Genomic DNA, 16,084 nt, shown 5'->3' on the forward strand with positions numbered 1-16,084 from the left:
AACCATGTTGCGAAGCGTGGGACAGAGGCGAGTGACCGGCGAGGGCGTGGACCCCAGAGTGGCCGAGCTGCGGTCGGCCGTGTCCCGGCTCAGGCGGGAACTGGCCGCCCACCGTGTCGAGTTCGCCGACCGGGGCATCGCCGAGGACGAACTCGCCGCGCTGGACGCCATGGCGCTCAGCGGCGCCCCCGAGATACGGCGGCTGCGCCGCTCCCTGCTGCTCGTCGCGGGCTCGGTCGGCTCCGTCAGCGCGCTCGCGGCGGGGCTGGCGGGGGTGCGCCGGGCGGTGGAACTCTTCGGACCGCCGCCGGAGCGGGGGAGCGGGGGCTGAGGAGGCTGCTGGGGCGGGGAGCGGGGACTGAGGCGCCTGCCGGGCCGGGGAGCGGGGACTGAGAGGACTGCTGCCGGGCTGCCCGGGCCGGGCGAGCGGGGACTGATGGGGACTGCTGCCGGGCTGCCGGGCCGGGCGAGCGCGCTTGGGCCGTCGCCCGCCGGAAGGCCGCAGGCCGTCAGCGCCTGATCAGCCGCCGCGCCGTCGCCGCTGCCACCGCCGCCGTCCGCGAGTCCACGCCCAGCTTCGCGAAGATGTGCACCAGGTGCGACTTCACCGTCGCCTGGCTCAGGAACAGCGCCTTGCTGATCTGCTGGTTCGACAGCCCCTCGCCCACCAGCTGGAGAACCTCCAGCTCCCGCTTGGTCAGCGCCTCCGCCGGGGTCCGCATCCGGTCCATCAGCCGGTGCGCCACCGCCGGGGCGAGCGCCGACTGCCCGGCCGCCGCCGTCCGGACCGCCGCCGCCAGCTCCTCCGGCGGCGCGTCCTTGAGGAGGTAGCCGGAGGCGCCCGCCTCCACCGCCGCCAGGATGTCCGCGTCCGTGTCGTACGTCGTCAGGACCAGCACCTTCGGCCCGCCGGGCACCGCCGTGATCGCCGCCGTGGCCTCCGAGCCGTGCATCCCCGAGCCGAACTGCAGGTCCATCAGGACCACGTCCACGCCCCCGGCGGCGGCCAGCTCCACCGCGCGCTCGGCGGTGGCCGCCTCCGCGACGACGGCGAAGTCCGGTTCCGTGTCGAGGACCGCGCGCAGGCCGGCCCGTACGACCGGGTGGTCGTCGGCGAGGAGGAGGCGGATGGTCATGGCTTCAGACTCCAGCGGGAAGAGGGAGGGCGACGGCGACGGCCGTGCCCTGGCCGGGCGCGGACTCCACGGTGAACGTGCCGCCCAGCGACTCCGCGCGCACGCGCATCGCCGGAAGCCCGAAACCGCCGTCGGAGGAGGGGCGTACGGCACCCGGATCGAAGCCCGCGCCGTCGTCGACGACGTCCAGGGTCACCGAGGCGTCCATGAACGAGAGGGTGATCTCGGCGCGCGAGGCCGCCGCGTGCCGCACCGTGTTCGCGAGCGCCGACTGCGCGATGCGCAGCAGCGCCACCTCGTACGGCGTCGGCAGCTCGGCCGGCGTACCGCTGACGGAGAACCGCACGCGCGGCCCCGCACCGTACGCCCCGGCGTCCCCGCCGGAGCCCGGTTCGCACAGGCGCTCCAGGGCCGCCGCGAGCGAGCCGTGCTCCAGGTCCGGGGGCGACAGCGCGCGGACGAAGCGCCTCGCCTCCGCGAGGTTGTCCTGCGCCGCCTGCCGCGCCCGGTCGATGTGCCCCGCCGCCGGGGATCCCGGCGGCAGCGCCCGCTCCGCGGCCCGCAGCAGCAGCTGGATCGAGGACAGCCCCTGTGCGAGCGTGTCGTGGATCTCGCGGGCCAGGCGCTCCCGCTCGGCCAGCGTCCCCGCGTGCCGCTCCGCCGACGCCAGCTCCGCCCGCGTCGTGATCAGCTCCTCGATGAGCTGCCGCCGCCGCTCGCTCTCCCGGTACAGGGCCTGGTAGCCGAGGACCGTCGCCACCGCGACCGCCGCGCCGAGCAGCGGACCGATGAAGACGCCCGGAGTGATCGGCGCGCCGTGCCGCACGTACGAGAGGATCGCCGCGACCGCCGTCAGCGTGACCACCGGCAGCGACCAGCGGGTGGGCAGCAGGTGCAGCTGGAGGAAGTACAGCGGGAACGCCAGCCAGAGCGCCTCCTGCGTCAGCCCCAGCAACACCAGCCACGACAGGCCCAGGACCCCCAGCCACACGGCGGCGGCCCGCTGCGAGCCCCGCACGGACGGGAGGTACGAGCCGGCCGCGTAGACGGCCCCCATGACCACCGCCGCCACCGTCCCGGCGGCCGAGTCCGCGCGGACCGCCGCCAGGACCAGCAGGCCCGCCATCAACAGGTGCAGACAGAGGCGCAGCGCGCGGAGGGCAGGGGTGAGGGAACGTGGATCCATGGTTCCACCAGCCTAGGCGGAGGGAGACAATCCGGACTCAACCGAAAGATTGATTGCGGAGCCATCCGCGGCGCGATGCCCGAGGGGCACCCCGGGGACCACTCTGGTCAGCATGTTCGTGGCATGGAGAGACCTCAGATTCGCCAAGGGGCGGTTCACCCTCATGGGCACCGTGATCGTGCTGATCACGCTGCTCGTCGGGTTGCTGTCAGGACTGACCGCCGGGCTCGCGCGGGAGAACATCTCCGCGATCACCGGCCTGTCCGCCGACCGGCTGGCCTTCGCCGCGCCGCCGTCGGGACAGTCGGTCTCCTTCACCAACTCGACGGTGACGGAGAAGCAGTGGCAGCAGTGGGCGGACCGGCCCGGAGTGACCGGCGCGGAACCGCTCGGCATCCGTACGATCAACGGCGCCGCCGGGGACCGTACCGCCGCCGTCTCCGCCTTCGGTTCGGAGCCGGACGCGGGCCTCGCCCCGGCCGCCGTCGCCCCCGGCAAGGCCGTCCTCTCGGAGTCGGCGGCCGAGGAACTGGGCGTCTCGCCCGGTGACGCCGTCCGCCTCGGCCCCGTCGACCTCACCGTCTCGGCCGTCTCCGGCGACGCCTCGTACAGCCACACCCCGGTCGTGTGGACCTCCCTCGACGACTGGCAGAAGCTCGGCCACAACGGCACGAGCCCGGAGGAGCAGGCCACCGTCATCGCCCTGACCGGCGGCGACGGCGTCGACTGGACCGCCGGCGACAAGGCGGCCGGCACCGAGGCGCGGAGCGTCGACGGCGCCCTCACCGCCATAGGGTCCTACCAGGCCGAGAACGGCTCGCTCCAGCTCATGCGCGGCTTCCTCTTCGCCATCTCCGCGCTCGTCATAGGGGCCTTCTTCACCGTCTGGACCATCCAGCGCAGTGGCGACGTCGCCGTCCTCAAGGCGCTCGGCGCCTCCACCCCGTACCTCCTCAAGGACGCGCTCGGACAGGCCGTGCTCATGCTCACCGCGGGCACCCTGCTCGGCACGGCGCTCGCCGTCGGCATCGGCGCCCTGGTCAGCGGCGGCAACGTGCCCTTCGTCCTCGAACCGCTCACCGTCCTCGGGCCCGCCGCCGTGATCGTCGTCCTCGGCGTCCTCGGCGCCGCCCTCTCCATCCGGCGGATCACCGCCGTCGACCCCCTGACCGCCCTCGGAAGTGCCCGATGAGCGTCGTCCTCCGTCCCCTCTCCACCCCCCGGAGCACCCGATGAGCCTCGTCCTCGACGCCGTCACCCTCACCTACCCCGACGGGGACGGCCGGCTGACCGCACTCGACGCCGTCTCCCTCGACGTGCCCGCGGGTACCCTCACCGCCGTCGTCGGCCCCTCCGGCTCCGGCAAGTCCAGCCTGCTCGCCGTGGCCGCCACCCTGGTGACCCCGGACGAGGGGCGGGTCGTCGTCGCCGGTACGGACACCGGGCCGCTCACCCCCGCCGCCAAGGCGGAGCTGCGCCGCGAGCACATCGGGATCGTCTTCCAGCAGCCCAATCTGCTGCCCTCGCTGAGCGCGGCGGAGCAGCTCCAGGTGATGGCCCATCTCTCGGGGCGTCAGCCGAAGGCGGTACGGGGCCGGGCCATGGACCTCCTCGACGCGGTGGGCCTCGCGGACCAGGCCCACCGGCGGCCGCACCAGCTGTCGGGCGGCCAGCGGCAGCGCGTGAACATCGCGCGGGCGCTGATGAACGAGCCCTCCCTGCTCCTGGTCGACGAGCCGACGAGCGCCCTGGACCACGAGCGGGGGGCGGCGGTCATGGACCTCCTGGCCACGCTCACCACCGAGCGGGGCACGGCGACGGTCCTGGTCACCCACGACCGCACCCACCTGGCCCGCACGGACCGCACGGTCACGGTCCAGGACGGACGCCTGACGGAGTCGGTGCGGGCCTGAGCTCGGGGGAGCCGGGCCCCGGGCGATGTCCCGTCCGGAACGGCGTGCGGCCAGGGCGGCCGTTCAGCCGTGCCGGTGGGCGCGGGCGCGGGCCCGCCACCCGAGGGTGACGGCGACCAGGCCCACCAGCACGGCGACGTAGGCGCCGCCCAGCCCGTTGCCGGTGCCGAGGCCGCCGTCGGCGGTCGCGGCGACCACCCCGCCGACGGCCACGGCGACCGGCCCGGCCACCAGGGCCGTGACGGCCCCGTGCAGGCGGGCCCAGGTGCGGACGCGGCCCCGGCCCGTGGTGCGGGCCAGGGCGAGGCCGCCGTTGACCGCGCCAAGGATGCCGACCAGCGCGGCTGCCGAGGAGGCGACGCGGCCGACGCTCAGGGTGTAGACGTTCGCGGCGACCGGCTGCACGGCGGGGTCGGCGGCAGCCGGAACGGCGAGTGCGAGACCTCCGGTCAGGACGGCTCCGGTCAGGACGGCTCCGGTCAGGACGGCTCCGGTCAGAACGGCTCCGGTCAGGGCGGGCACGGTGCGGACCGACATGGGTGCTCCTTCTCCTCGGGGGAACGGGACCACCCGAGCATCGCCACCGGACCGGCCGCGCGTCGTCCGGCAGGCGTGGTCACTTCCCGCTGCCGCCCACGCGGCAGGAACGTTCCGACTACCGCGACCGTGGTAGCCGCGGGCTCCTCCGCGAGCGGGATTCGCCCGCCTCCACGCGCGGCTAGGGTGCGCGCATGATCAGAGGACGGTTCGGTGTCCCGGAAGGTGTCGGGGACGGGGTGATCGCCGTCGGCGTGGCGGCGGCGCTGCTGTCGGCCGGGGCGTCCGGGCAGCACTCCACCACGGGTCTCGGCCTTCTCGGCTACGCGCTCCTCGCGGCCGGCGGTCTGGCGCTCGCCGCGCGCCGCCGCGCCCCGGTCCCCGTCCTGGTCGTGACCGGGCTCTGTGCGGCGGGTTACCAGGCGGCCGGTTTCGACGTGCCCGCCGTCGCGTATCTGTTCGCGGTGTACGCGGCCGTACGGGCGGGGCACCGCACCGTCGCCATCATGGTGAGCGTGGCCGTGCTCGCCGCGCTGCCGGTGGCGGCGCTGCTCTCGGGCCTGCACGACACGGGCGAGGCGTTCGCGCGGGCCCGTGGCGCCCTGGAGCTGGCCTGGCTGGTCGCGGCCGGTGCCGCGGGTGAGGCGCTGCGGCAGGCCGAGTGGCGGGCGGACGAGGCCGAGCGGACCCGGGAGGAGACCGCGCGGCGCCGCGCCGACGAGGAGCGGCTGCGCATCGCGCGTGAGCTGCACGATTCGCTCACCCATCAGATCTCGATCATCAAGGTGCAGTCCGAGGTCGCGGTCCACGTGGCCCGTCGGCGCGGCGAGCGGGTGCCGGAGGCCCTGCTCGCGATCCAGGAGGCCGGGCGGGAGGCGACCCGGGAACTGCGGGCGACCCTGGAGGCGCTGCGCGACGACGACACGGCCCCGCCGCGCGGTCTCGACGACGTGTCGGGCCTGGTCGCGCGGGCCCGGCTGACCGGTCTGGACGCCACGCTGACGATCGAGGGCGACCGGCACCACGTGCCGGTCGCGGTGGACAGGACCGTCTACCGGATCGTCCAGGAATCGCTCACCAACATCGCCCGTCACGCGGACGCGGCCACCGCCTCGGTGCGCATCGACTGCCGTCCGGACGCCCTGACCGTACGGGTCGACGACGACGGGAAGGCGGCGCCGGACTCGGCGCCGACGCCCGGAAGGGGGCTGCTCGGGATGCGCGAACGGGTCACCGCGCTCGGCGGGGGGCTGAGCGCTCGGCCGCGTACGGAGGGCGGTTTCACCGTCAGGGCCCGGCTCCCCCTGGAGCGGACCCCGTGATCCGCGTCCTGCTGGTCGACGACCAGCCGCTCATCCGCAGCGGGTTCCGCGCGCTCCTCGACCTGGAGGACGACATCCAGGTGGTGGGGGAGGCCGGTGACGGCCGGGAGGGCCTGGCCCTGGCGGCGGAGCACCTGCCCGACATCGCGCTCGTGGACATCCGGATGCCGGTCATGGACGGCGTCGAGGCGACCCGGCGCATCGCCGCCGATCCGGCGCTGGCCGGGGTGCACGTGGTCATCCTGACCAACTACGGCCTGGACGAGTACGTCTTCGAGGCGCTGCGGGCGGGCGCCGCCGGGTTCCTGGTCAAGGACATCGTGCCGGAGGACTTCCTGCACGCGGTACGGGTCGCGGCGCGGGGCGACGCGCTGCTCGCGCCGTCGATCACGCGCAGGCTCATCGACCGGTACGTCGCCGAGCCGTTCGGGCCCGGTCCGGGGGCCGGACTGGAGGAGCTGACCAACCGGGAGCGCGAGGCCGTGGTCCTGGTCGCGCGGGGCCTGTCCAACGACGAGATCGCCGGCCGCATGGTGATCACGCCGATGACCGCGAAGACCCATGTCAACCGGGCCATGACGAAGCTCCGGGCCCGCGACCGGGCCCAACTGGTCGTCCTCGCCTACGAATCGGGCCTGGCGACACCGCGCGTCCCAGGTCCCTGACGCCCGGTCCCTGACGCCCGAGTCCTGACGCCCGGGTCCTGCCGAACCGGACCGCCGCGCGGACCGAGCGCGACGGCCCGAAGGCCGTCGCGCTCGCGGACCTCGGTCACGCCGTCGAGGCCCACCCTGCGGCGGGGCTCAGCCCTGGCCGTTCCCCGAGGTGTTCGCCAGGGCCGCCGAGAGGTCCCGGGCCACTTCCTGGAGGATCGGGACGATCTTCTCCGTGGCCGCCTCGGTCACGCGGCCCGCCGGGCCCGAGATCGAGATCGCCGCCGCGGTGGGGGAGTCGGGGACCGGCACCGCGAGGCAGCGGACTCCTATCTCCTGCTCGTTGTCGTCGACCGCGTACCCCGTCTCGCGGACCGCGACGAGCGCGTCGAGGAAGCCGTCCGGCGTGGTGATGGTCTTCTCGGTCGCGGCGGGCATGCCGGTACGGGCGAGCAGCGCCCGCACCTCCTCCGCCGGGGTGTGCGCGAGCAGCGCCTTGCCGACGCCGGTGGAGTGCGGCAGCACCCGCCGGCCGACCTCGGTGAACATGCGCATCGAGTGCTTGGACGGCACCTGCGCCACGTACACGATCTCGTCGCCGTCGAGCAGTGCCATGTTCGCGGTCTCGCCGGTCTCCTCGACGAGCCGCGCCAGGTAGGGGCGGGCCCAGGTGCCGAGGAGGCGGGAGGCCGACTCGCCGAGGCGGATCAGACGGGGGCCGAGGGCGTAGCGGCGGTTGGGCTGCTGGCGGACGTATCCGCAGGCGACCAGGGTGCGCATCAGACGGTGGATGGTGGGGAGCGGGAGTCCGCTGCTGGCGGAGAGCTCGCTCAGCCCGACCTCGCCCCCGGCGTCGGCCATCCGCTCAAGGAGGTCGAAGGCACGCTCAAGGGACTGGACGCCCCCGCTCGCGGCGGGTTTGGCGGCGTCGGTGGTGCTGGCGCTGGACGTCGGCACGTCAACGGTCCTTTCGGGGCAGGCGGGCAAGGCAGCAGCCTACCGGGCGCCCCCGGCCGGGGCACACGGTCCCGGTGTCGGCGTCCGCGCCGGTCAGGGCGTGTTTGTCCGGTGTCGCCGACGGTCCGGGGCGGTCCGCGAACGCCCCGCATGTGCGGAGCTACGTTCTACTGTACGAAATTTACATTCCACTTCGTGGAAACGTCCAAGCGGGGTTCGCTCGGGCCCGATGCTGGAAGTGTGCCCTTGACGGCATGTCGTCCGGAAGTGAAGACTCCTTCAACAGTTCGTTGAATTCCCTGCCGGTGGATTCCCGCCGGAGCACTTGAAGAACTTGAAGAAGGGGTACGGGTGGACGTCAACCTGGTCCTGCGCTCGACGCGTGTCATCACCCCCGAGGGGACGCGCCCGGCGTCGATCGCCGTCTCCGGAGGGACGATCGCGGCCGTGCTGCCGTACGACGCCGCGGTACCCGCCGGCGCCCGGCTGGAGGACGTCGGCGACGACGTCGTCCTGCCCGGCCTCGTCGACACCCATGTCCACGTGAACGACCCCGGCCGCACCGAGTGGGAGGGCTTCTGGACCGCCACCCGCGCGGCGGCCGCCGGCGGCATCACCACGCTGCTCGACATGCCCCTCAACTCGCTGCCCCCCACGACCACCGTGGAGAACCTGCGCGTCAAGCAGGAGGTCGCCCGGACCAAGGCGCACATCGACGTCGGCTTCTGGGGCGGCGCCCTGCCCGACAACGTCAAGGACCTGCGCCCGCTGCACGACGCCGGCGTCTTCGGCTTCAAGTGCTTCCTGTCGCCCTCCGGTGTCGACGAGTTCCCCGAGCTCGACCAGGAGCGCCTCGCGACCTCGCTCGCCGAGATCTCCGGCTTCGACGGCCTGATGATCGTGCACGCCGAGGACCCCCACCACCTCGCCGCCGCGCCCCAGAAGTCCGGCCTCGCCTACGCCGACTTCCTGGCCTCGCGTCCCCGCGACGCCGAGAACACGGCCATCGAGAACCTGGTCAACCAGGCCCGCCGGCTCAACGCCCGCGTCCACGTCCTGCACCTCTCCTCCTCCGACGCGCTGCCGCTGATCGCCGCCGCCAAGGCCGAGGGCGTCAAGATCACCGTCGAGTCCTGCCCGCACTTCCTCACGCTCACCGCCGAGGAGATCCCGGACGGCGCCACCGAGTTCAAGTGCTGCCCGCCCATCCGCGAGGCCGCCAACCAGGACGCCCTGTGGCAGGGGCTCGCGGACGGCACGATCGACTGCATCGTCTCCGACCACTCCCCGTCGACCGCCGACCTCAAGACGCCCGACTTCGCGTCCGCGTGGGGCGGCATCTCCTCCCTCCAGCTCGGCCTGCCCGCCATCTGGACCGAGGCCCGCCGCCGCGGCTTCGACCTGACCGACGTCGTCCGCTGGATGTCCGAAGGCCCGGCCCGGCTCGCCGGACTCTCCCGCAAGGGCGCCATCGAGGCCGGCCGCGACGCCGACTTCGCGGTCCTCGACCCGGAGGCCACCTTCACCGTCGACCCGGCCGAGCTCCAGCACCGCAACCGGATCACCGCCTACGCGGGCAGGACCCTCAGCGGTGTCGTCACCTCCACCTGGCTGCGCGGACAGCGGATCGCCGACCACGGCACCCTCACCGAGCCCACCGGCCGCCTCCTCGAAAGGAACAACTGACGTGTCCGTCATCCCCTCCTTCACCGGCGACGCCAGCCCCTACGGCGGCGGTGACCCGTACGCCGACTACCGCACCGCCGACTTCCCCTTCACCCAGTACGCCGATCTCGCCGACCGGCGCCTCGGCGCGGGTGTCGTCGCCGCCAACGACGAGTTCTTCGCCGAGCGCGAGAACCTGCTCAAGCCCGGGGCCGCCGAGTTCGACCCCGAGCACTTCGGCCACAAGGGCAAGATCATGGACGGCTGGGAGACGCGCCGCCGCCGCGGCATCTCCGCCCAGCAGCCGCACCCCACCGAGGACGACCACGACTGGGCCCTCGTACGGCTCGGCGCGCCCGGCGTCGTCCGCGGCATCGTCCTCGACACCGCCCACTTCCGAGGCAACTACCCGCAGGCCGTCTCCGTCGAGGCCGCCTCCGTCGCCGGCTCGCCCTCGCCCGAGGAACTCCTCGTCGAGGACGTGAAGTGGACGACGCTCGTCCCGCGCACCGCCGTCGGCGGCCACGCCGCCAACGGCTTCGCCGTCGACGTCGAACAGCGCTTCACGCACCTGCGCGTCAACCAGCACCCCGACGGCGGCATCGCCCGCCTGCGCGTCCACGGCGAGGTCGCCCCCGACCCGGCCTGGCTCGGTGTCCTCGGTACGTTCGACCTCGCGGCCCTGGAGAACGGCGGCCAGGTCGAGGACGCCTCCGACCGCTTCTACTCCCCGGCCACCAACACCATCCAGCCCGGCCGCTCCCGCAAGATGGACGACGGCTGGGAGACCCGCCGCCGCCGCGACAAGGGCAACGACTGGATCCGCTACCAGCTGGTCGCCGAGGCCGAGATCCGCGCGGTCGAGATCGACACCGCGTACCTCAAGGGCAACAGCGCGGGCTGGGCGGCGCTCTCCGTCGCCGCCGAGGGCTCCGAGGACTGGACCGAGATCCTGCCCAGGACCCGCCTCCAGCCCGACACCAACCACCGCTTCGTGCTCGACACCCCGGCGGTCGGCTCCCGCGTCCGGATCGACATCTACCCGGACGGCGGCATCTCGCGCCTCCGCCTCTTCGGCTCCCTCACGGAGGCGGGCCGCGCCCGGCTGACCGCCCGGCACCAGGAACTGGGCGGGTAGATACGACCCCCCTTTTTTTTGGGGGCTCGGTTCGCCTCCGGGCGCCCAGAGCCGGGGAAGAACCCCGACCGTGCTCGCCTCCCTCCCCTTTTTTTTTGGGGCTCGGTTCGCCTCCGGGCGCCCAAAGCCGGGGGAAGAACCCCGACCGTGCTCGCCCCCTCGTTCCTCGGGAGGCTCCGCGCGCTCGGGGTTCTTCCACCGGCGGCGCCCTTCGGCTCACTCGCCGGGTTTCGCCTCCCGCGTCAGGCCGCGTGGCCGCCGTCCACCGCGAACTCCGCGCCCGTCACGTACCGCCCCTCCGGGCCCGCCAGGAAGGCGACCATCGCCGCCACCTCCTCCGCCGTGCCGAAGCGGCCGAGCGCCGTCAGGGCCGACTGGCCGTCCGCGTACGGGCCGTCCGCCGGGTTCATGTCCGTGTCGATCGGACCCGGGTGGACCACGTTCGCCGTGATGCCGCGCCCGCCGAGTTCCCGCGCGAGCGCCTTCGTCAGGCCGATCAGGGCCGACTTGCTCATCGCGTACAGCACTCCGCCGGGGCCCGGCACCCGCTGGGTCATGCAGCTGCCGATCGTGACGATCCGCCCGCCCTCGGGCAGTCGCGCGGCAGCCGCCTGCGAGGCCAGGAAGGCCGCCCGGACGTTCACCGCGAGGACCCGGTCCACGTCCGCGAGGGGCAGCGACTCCAGCGGGCCGAGGACACCCGCGCCGACGTTGTTCACCAGGACGTCGAGGCGCCCGAGGGCGTCCGCCGCCCACTCCACCGCGCCGGACGCGTCCCCGGCGTCCGCCGCGTCCGCCCGCAGGGGCAGTGCCTTGCGGCCGGTCGCCTCGATCCGCGCCGCGACCTCTTTGGCCCGCGCCTCGTCCTGGACGTAGGTGAAGGCGACATCGGCGCCCTCCTGGGCCAGCCGGACGGCCGTGGCCGCGCCGATGCCCCTGCTGCCGCCCGTGACCAGTACCGCCGTGCCGTTCATCGTGGACATCCCGAAACCTCCGTAGAACCCGCTGATTGGTTGTGGGTTCAAGCAAACTCCGGTGCGGGTCCCGGCGCTGGCGGGAATCGGACGCCGACCCGGTCACCGATGACTTTCGCCGGGCGGTGGGGTCGGAAGAGGTGGGACACGATGGTCCCGAGAACAGAAAGGGCACCCGACATGGCCACCCTCAGCCTCACCCAGTTCCTCACCCTCGACGGCGTCATCCAGGCACCCGGAGGCCCCGACGAGGACCGCAGCAGCGGCTTCGAGCACGGCGGCTGGTCCGCGCCGTACGACGACGAGGACTTCGGGCAGCGCATCACCGAGATCTTCGCCCGCCCGACCGCCTTCCTCCTGGGCCGCCGCACGTACGACATCTTCGCGGGCTACTGGCCCAAGCACACCGACCCGGCCGACCCCATCGCCTCCAAGCTCAACGGCCTCCCCAAGTACGTCGCCACCACCACCCTCACCTCGGCCGACTGGGAGGGCACCACCCTGCTCCGCGGGGACATCGTCGAGGAGGTCACCGCCCTCAAGGAACGCACCGACGGCGAGATCCAGATGCACGGCAGCGCGGGTCTCGCCCGCACGCTGCTCGACCACGACCTCATCGACACCCTCCACCTGCACGTCTTCCCCGTGGTCCTGGGCACCGGCCGCCGCCTCTTCACCGAAGGGGTCCGCCCCACCGCCTTCCGCCTCACCGACGCGCGCGTCACCAGCAAGGGCGTCGCCCTCCACACGTACGAGCTGGCCGGCCGCCCGACGTACGGGAGCTTCTGACCCGGCCGCACGACGAACCGGCCGCACGGCACCGGCCGAGCCACGGACCGGTCGTCCCGCATGCGGCCGGTCCCGCCGGAGGAGGAGACCAGCCGGAATACGCCGGAAACGTGCCTGAGACCGACCGGCGAATGGGGGCGGCGTCGCGGGGCTGGGCACGCACATCTGCCGCGTTGTCGTCAATCACCATGGCTCCGCCATGCCTCAATCCTCCGCCTCGCAGCTGCACGCACCCAGCCCCGCTCCTTCTCCCACCCCCATGTGCCGGTCGGTCTTAGCCGCTTCTGAGGCGGAGCCGGTGGAGTGTCCAGCCGTCCAGGTCCTCGATGCTGAATCTGTCCCGGGACCAATCAGCCGGCCGTCCATTGCGGCCACCTCTTGGCCGCGGCGGAGACGCGCTCCCCCAGGGGCAGCAGCGTCGCCTCGGCGTGTTTGACGGCCTCGTAGAGCTGCGTCAGCATCTTGGTGTTGCGGTCCACGTCGTTCTCCGAGCTGTTGAGTACCGCCTTGCACTCCGCAGCCGCGCTCTTGCTGCGGTTCAGCAGAGTGGACCACTTCTGATCCAGGTCGGGGTCGGGCACCCGCAGATGGCGCCGGGCAGTGGCCGTGTCGCGGGCGAGCCCGTCGCAGACAGGGCGAAGAGTGTCGGCGTCGAAGGTTCCGCTCTCGGTGTTCACGTTTTGCACCCACGTCCCGAATTCGACGTAGCGGCCGGACAGCGCCACGATGTCGTCCTGGCCGCCCGCCTTGAACCAGGCCAGGAGCTGGAAGTCGCGTACCTTGTCGTCGGTGTCGACCGGTTCGGCTCGGACCGGCACGGCCGAGAACGGGCTGCCACTTGCCCGCTGCGGGTCGATAACAGCGGCCGTGAGAACGAGCCCGGCCACTACCGTGACGGCTATGACGGCCCGGTCCGGCCAGGAGGTTCGTACGGTGTCGGCGGGCAACGACGTGCATTTTGTGCGGGGCCATTGGGACATGACGGTCGCGGCGAGGGCGGCGCCGAAGAAGACCGGTGTTACCGGATGGATGAGTATCTCGGTCAGCATCCAGGAGGTGCGGGGCAGCCAGTGGCAGGTGTTGGCCATGACCCGCAGCGGACCGATACAGCCGTCGGCGGCCTGGAGGATGAAGTAGCCGGCCACAATGACGATGTGCGCGATGGCCGCCGCTGTCAGGGCACGGGGCAGGCGGTGTGTACGGGTGGTCGCGGCGACCACGGCCGCCGTGCCCACTACCCCCGCCCACAGGGCAACCGTCTGCCACCACAGGTAGACCACGTGGAAGGCGAGGGTCCGCTCCTCCAGCGCAGGGCGCCAGGAATGGATGTATGCCATCGCCGCTGCTACGACGGCGACGCCCACGACCCCTCCGGCCAGCCCGGCCAGCACGGTGGAGCGCAGCCCTGCCGTCCTGGGCCGCCTCAACAACAGCAGCGCCGGGTATGCCCACAGAACGACCGCGCCGACGACGGTCGGCAAGTACGTGCCCGCAACGGCCAGGTTGATCAGGACCGAACCGATCCAGGGCAGCACGGACTCGTACTGGGGAAGGCTGTTCCAGGGGCCGGGGAAGCTTTGCCGGGCGAGCTCGGACAGACCGCTGGCCTTGAGGAAGTTTCCTGTCATCCATAGCTGTCCGTCGCGCAACCACCAGTTCAGTCCGCCCGCCGCCACCACGGAGCCCGCAGCGGCCGCGGCAAGGAAGGCCCGGCGTGGCACGGCACGCTCGCCCGGCATGGTCCGCAGGTGGAGTTGTGCGCACTGGGCGAGCCAGGTGATGTAGACGACGGAGCCGAGGAGCAGGACGAGGAGAGGTTCCCCGTGCTCGGGCGTCCAGTCGGGCGCCGCAGTCGGCCCGGACAGCAGCTCCCCGCAGACCAGACCGAACCCGAGGGCGAGCCCCGCCCGGATACCCCTGGGGCTGGCCGCCTGGCTGTGGGCGGCGTACAGGGCTGCCCGCCAGACCGCGACCGTCACGACGCACGCGGCCAGGGCTCCGACGACCCAGGCGGCGACGCCTCTGTCCCACACCGCGCTCAGGCTGTTTCCGGTGACCAGCGTGACGACACCGAGCAGGAACAGCGGCACGTCCGTCAGGGCGAACAGCCCCGCCGGGTTGTGCAGTGAACGCCATCGCTCGGACCAGGAGGGGTGGCTGCGCCACAGCGCGGCAACGGCCCTCAGCGCCGACCGGCCTTGTGTACGCCCGTCTGACTGCGCCTGCCAGACAGCCGGGTCGGCGCCCAGGGCGACCGCGCTCCGGTCGGCGTACAGCTCGCGGTGGCGCAGGGTGTCGGCGCGAGCCAGGACGACCAGCAGGAACAGAAACGCGGCGATGCCGATGGCCTTGACCGTGGCCGGTCGGCTGGCCGGCCAGAAGACCTCGTCGGCGCCCAAGAACACGCCGAAAAACTCTGCCGCGACGAGGCTTCCGCCTATCAGGAGCGTGTAGGGGACGACGACCAACGCCAGGAAGACGCGCCACAACGCTGTCACCGCGTAGGCGATGTCCACGTCCCGGTTGCGGATGTGGGCCAGTTCGTGCAGGACCACGGCCTCAAAGCGAGCGGTGTTCACACGACGGGTGTGCAGCAGGCCGTTGTTCAGGCACAGCGTGCGCCGGCCGGCCCGGCCGTAGACGACTGCGCCAGGATCGAGCGCGGACAGGTCGACCACGAGATCGGGCAGGGACCGCACCCCGGCACGCTCTGCCAATGCGACGACCTCGGCCCGCACCTCACCCTGCGGGTCCCCCGTGTGCAGCGGTTCCACGCCGGGCCGGCTCCGCTTCCGGCGCGGAATCAGCAGATACAGCCCACCGGCCGCCAGCAACACGGCACCGGTGCCGGCCAGCCCGTACCAGCGTGGAACCTCCTCTGCCTCCTCGACGCACGCCCGCACCGCGTCTTCCTGTGCCTGGTCCCGGAACAGCTCGTCGATCAGCTTGCCCCCAGGGTCGTACCCGGCGGCGAACTGGCACAGTGTCGCCACGTCCTGGTAGGGCAACGGCCGCAGGATGCCACTCAGCATCGCGACCGTGGCTACCACCATGGCGACGGCCAGCACGAGGAACCGCAGGGTGGTGCCCGCAGGTAAGGCGCCGGGGTCAGATTCTGCAGAAGCGGACGCAGAGGTCCCGGAATCCGGGCGAGGTGCCGTGGTCTCCGTGCCGTTGCTCATGTCCTTGACGTTCCGTCCTGTTCAGGTTCCTCCGCTCCGGCGAGCGCAGGTTCCTCCGCTCCGGCGAGCGCCAGCCTCGCGACCACACTGTCCGCCAGGACCTCTGCGTCCGGCTCGGGGAGCCCGCGTCGCACCGCTTCCGCACGCACCCGGCTTCGTACGGCCGCCAACTGGTCCCGGTCGAAGTCCGGGACCTCGGGCGGGGCAATCTGGCGGCGGCCCGGCGGGCGCAGGCGCCCCAGGGCGCTGGTGACACGGGACAGCAGGCGGCCCGTCGCGTCCGCCACCGCGGCCCGGCACGCCTCGTCAACCGCCAGCAGCACGACGGGCGTGATAAGCGCCGTGGCCTCGGAAAGGCCGAAGCCGAGAGGGTTGCCGCCCTTTCCGTCGCTCGCCCGTCGCACCCGATGTACGACGAGCCCGTAGTCCAGCCCCGCCAGATCGTCGACCAACGGGCTTTCCTCCGGGGCTCGTTGGTCTACGACGTCCCGCACCACGTCCATCACGGTCGCACGCATGCGTCCCCTCTCCCACAGTCCCACACGGTTCCGCCGACCACTCACCTGCCACCCGCGACAGCCTTCCACTTCATCAGCACCGTCAGCAGGTGCTCAGGAAACTGAACGCTCTAC

15 protein-coding genes are annotated in these 16,084 nt (G+C 72.8%); 8 read left to right on the forward strand and 7 right to left on the reverse strand.

The genetic code is table 11. The features are described 5' to 3' along the window. The first annotated feature begins 4 nt into the window (after positions 1-4). Positions 5-331 carry a DUF5955 family protein gene (locus V4Y03_RS27810; protein WP_317877251.1) on the forward strand — a complete coding sequence of 109 codons (327 nt, stop codon included), beginning with the start codon at positions 5-7 and terminating at the stop codon, positions 329-331. A gap of 178 nt (positions 332-509) precedes the next feature. Here the strand turns inward: V4Y03_RS27810 and V4Y03_RS27815 are convergent, their stop codons facing one another. Together V4Y03_RS27815 and V4Y03_RS27820 are read right to left on the reverse strand one after the other, a co-directional pair. Beyond that, positions 510-1,136, reverse strand: coding sequence for a response regulator transcription factor (locus V4Y03_RS27815; protein ID WP_317877250.1), 627 nt, complete (start codon positions 1,134-1,136; stop codon positions 510-512). Positions 1,137-1,140: 4 nt separating this feature from the next. Beyond that, on the reverse strand, positions 1,141-2,322 hold the full coding sequence (locus V4Y03_RS27820) for a sensor histidine kinase (protein ID WP_332436690.1): 1,182 nt from the start codon (positions 2,320-2,322) through the stop codon (positions 1,141-1,143). Positions 2,323-2,434: 112 nt separating this feature from the next. On the opposite strand from V4Y03_RS27820, the gene V4Y03_RS27825 reads away from it, so the two are divergent. Continuing rightward, entirely contained in the window at positions 2,435-3,514 is a 1,080-nt protein-coding gene (locus V4Y03_RS27825) for an ABC transporter permease (protein ID WP_317877248.1), read from the forward strand. 40 nt (positions 3,515-3,554) lie between these two features. Continuing rightward, positions 3,555-4,235, forward strand: coding sequence for an ABC transporter ATP-binding protein (locus tag V4Y03_RS27830; protein ID WP_317877247.1), 681 nt, complete (start codon positions 3,555-3,557; stop codon positions 4,233-4,235). 63 nt (positions 4,236-4,298) lie between these two features. On the opposite strand, the gene V4Y03_RS27835 is transcribed toward V4Y03_RS27830, so the two are convergent. Beyond that, the gene (locus V4Y03_RS27835; RefSeq protein ID WP_332436691.1) at positions 4,299-4,772 is read right to left on the reverse strand and encodes a DUF6223 family protein; all 474 of its coding nucleotides are present in this window, start codon (positions 4,770-4,772) and stop codon (positions 4,299-4,301) included. 194 nt (positions 4,773-4,966) lie between these two features. On the opposite strand from V4Y03_RS27835, the gene V4Y03_RS27840 reads away from it, so the two are divergent. Both V4Y03_RS27840 and V4Y03_RS27845 read left to right on the forward strand, forming a co-directional pair. Further along, positions 4,967-6,094 (forward strand): sensor histidine kinase, encoded by a 1,128-nt coding sequence (locus tag V4Y03_RS27840; RefSeq protein WP_332436692.1) that lies wholly within the window; start codon positions 4,967-4,969, stop codon positions 6,092-6,094. Beyond that, entirely contained in the window at positions 6,091-6,759 is a 669-nt protein-coding gene (locus V4Y03_RS27845; RefSeq protein ID WP_332436693.1) for a response regulator transcription factor, read from the forward strand. The genes V4Y03_RS27840 and V4Y03_RS27845 overlap by 4 nt, the downstream gene beginning before the upstream one ends. 138 nt (positions 6,760-6,897) lie before the next feature. Here V4Y03_RS27845 and V4Y03_RS27850 read toward each other — a convergent pair whose 3' ends face one another. Then, the gene (locus V4Y03_RS27850; RefSeq protein ID WP_317874942.1) at positions 6,898-7,704 is read right to left on the reverse strand and encodes an IclR family transcriptional regulator; all 807 of its coding nucleotides are present in this window, start codon (positions 7,702-7,704) and stop codon (positions 6,898-6,900) included. A gap of 351 nt (positions 7,705-8,055) precedes the next feature. On the opposite strand from V4Y03_RS27850, the gene allB reads away from it, so the two are divergent. Both allB and alc read left to right on the forward strand, forming a co-directional pair. Further along, positions 8,056-9,390: an allantoinase AllB gene (gene allB, locus V4Y03_RS27855; RefSeq protein ID WP_332436694.1), complete on the forward strand. Its 1,335-nt coding sequence runs from the start codon at positions 8,056-8,058 to the stop codon at positions 9,388-9,390. 1 nt (position 9,391) lies between these two features. Further along, positions 9,392-10,507 carry an allantoicase gene (gene alc / locus V4Y03_RS27860; protein ID WP_332436695.1) on the forward strand — a complete coding sequence of 372 codons (1,116 nt, stop codon included), beginning with the start codon at positions 9,392-9,394 and terminating at the stop codon, positions 10,505-10,507. A gap of 242 nt (positions 10,508-10,749) precedes the next feature. On the opposite strand, the gene V4Y03_RS27865 is transcribed toward alc, so the two are convergent. Then, a complete protein-coding gene (locus V4Y03_RS27865) occupies positions 10,750-11,490 on the reverse strand; it encodes an SDR family NAD(P)-dependent oxidoreductase (protein WP_332436696.1) in 741 nt (246 codons plus the stop codon). 171 nt (positions 11,491-11,661) lie between these two features. Here V4Y03_RS27865 and V4Y03_RS27870 point away from each other — a divergent pair, with 171 nt between their 5' ends. Beyond that, positions 11,662-12,270, forward strand: coding sequence for a dihydrofolate reductase family protein (locus V4Y03_RS27870; RefSeq protein ID WP_332436697.1), 609 nt, complete (start codon positions 11,662-11,664; stop codon positions 12,268-12,270). 350 nt (positions 12,271-12,620) lie between these two features. Here V4Y03_RS27870 and V4Y03_RS27875 read toward each other — a convergent pair whose 3' ends face one another. Further along, the gene (locus V4Y03_RS27875; protein WP_332436698.1) at positions 12,621-15,452 is read right to left on the reverse strand and encodes a M48 family metalloprotease; all 2,832 of its coding nucleotides are present in this window, start codon (positions 15,450-15,452) and stop codon (positions 12,621-12,623) included. Beyond that, the gene (locus tag V4Y03_RS27880) at positions 15,449-15,970 is read right to left on the reverse strand and encodes a hypothetical protein (RefSeq protein WP_332436699.1); all 522 of its coding nucleotides are present in this window, start codon (positions 15,968-15,970) and stop codon (positions 15,449-15,451) included. The genes V4Y03_RS27875 and V4Y03_RS27880 overlap by 4 nt, the downstream gene beginning before the upstream one ends. Positions 15,971-16,084 lie beyond the last annotated feature (114 nt).

Source organism: Streptomyces sp. P9-A4 (assembly GCF_036634195.1).
In the GTDB taxonomy this organism is placed as follows: Bacteria; Actinomycetota; Actinomycetes; order Streptomycetales; family Streptomycetaceae; genus Streptomyces.

What these genes read in the sequence shown, in the direction of transcription:
- V4Y03_RS27810 (WP_317877251.1), top strand. Translation starts at nt 5, where the DNA reads ATGTTGCGAAGCGTGGGACAGAGGCGAGTGACCGGCGAGGGCGTGGAC.
- V4Y03_RS27840 (WP_332436692.1), top strand. Translation starts at nt 4,967, where the DNA reads ATGATCAGAGGACGGTTCGGTGTCCCGGAAGGTGTCGGGGACGGGGTG.
- V4Y03_RS27825 (WP_317877248.1), top strand. Translation starts at nt 2,435, where the DNA reads ATGTTCGTGGCATGGAGAGACCTCAGATTCGCCAAGGGGCGGTTCACC.
- V4Y03_RS27815 (WP_317877250.1), bottom strand. Translation starts at nt 1,136, where the DNA reads ATGACCATCCGCCTCCTCCTCGCCGACGACCACCCGGTCGTACGGGCC.
- V4Y03_RS27870 (WP_332436697.1), top strand. Translation starts at nt 11,662, where the DNA reads ATGGCCACCCTCAGCCTCACCCAGTTCCTCACCCTCGACGGCGTCATC.
- V4Y03_RS27865 (WP_332436696.1), bottom strand. Translation starts at nt 11,490, where the DNA reads ATGTCCACGATGAACGGCACGGCGGTACTGGTCACGGGCGGCAGCAGG.
- V4Y03_RS27875 (WP_332436698.1), bottom strand. Translation starts at nt 15,452, where the DNA reads ATGAGCAACGGCACGGAGACCACGGCACCTCGCCCGGATTCCGGGACC.
- V4Y03_RS27830 (WP_317877247.1), top strand. Translation starts at nt 3,555, where the DNA reads ATGAGCCTCGTCCTCGACGCCGTCACCCTCACCTACCCCGACGGGGAC.
- V4Y03_RS27820 (WP_332436690.1), bottom strand. Translation starts at nt 2,322, where the DNA reads ATGGATCCACGTTCCCTCACCCCTGCCCTCCGCGCGCTGCGCCTCTGT.
- V4Y03_RS27835 (WP_332436691.1), bottom strand. Translation starts at nt 4,772, where the DNA reads ATGTCGGTCCGCACCGTGCCCGCCCTGACCGGAGCCGTTCTGACCGGA.
- V4Y03_RS27880 (WP_332436699.1), bottom strand. Translation starts at nt 15,970, where the DNA reads ATGCGTGCGACCGTGATGGACGTGGTGCGGGACGTCGTAGACCAACGA.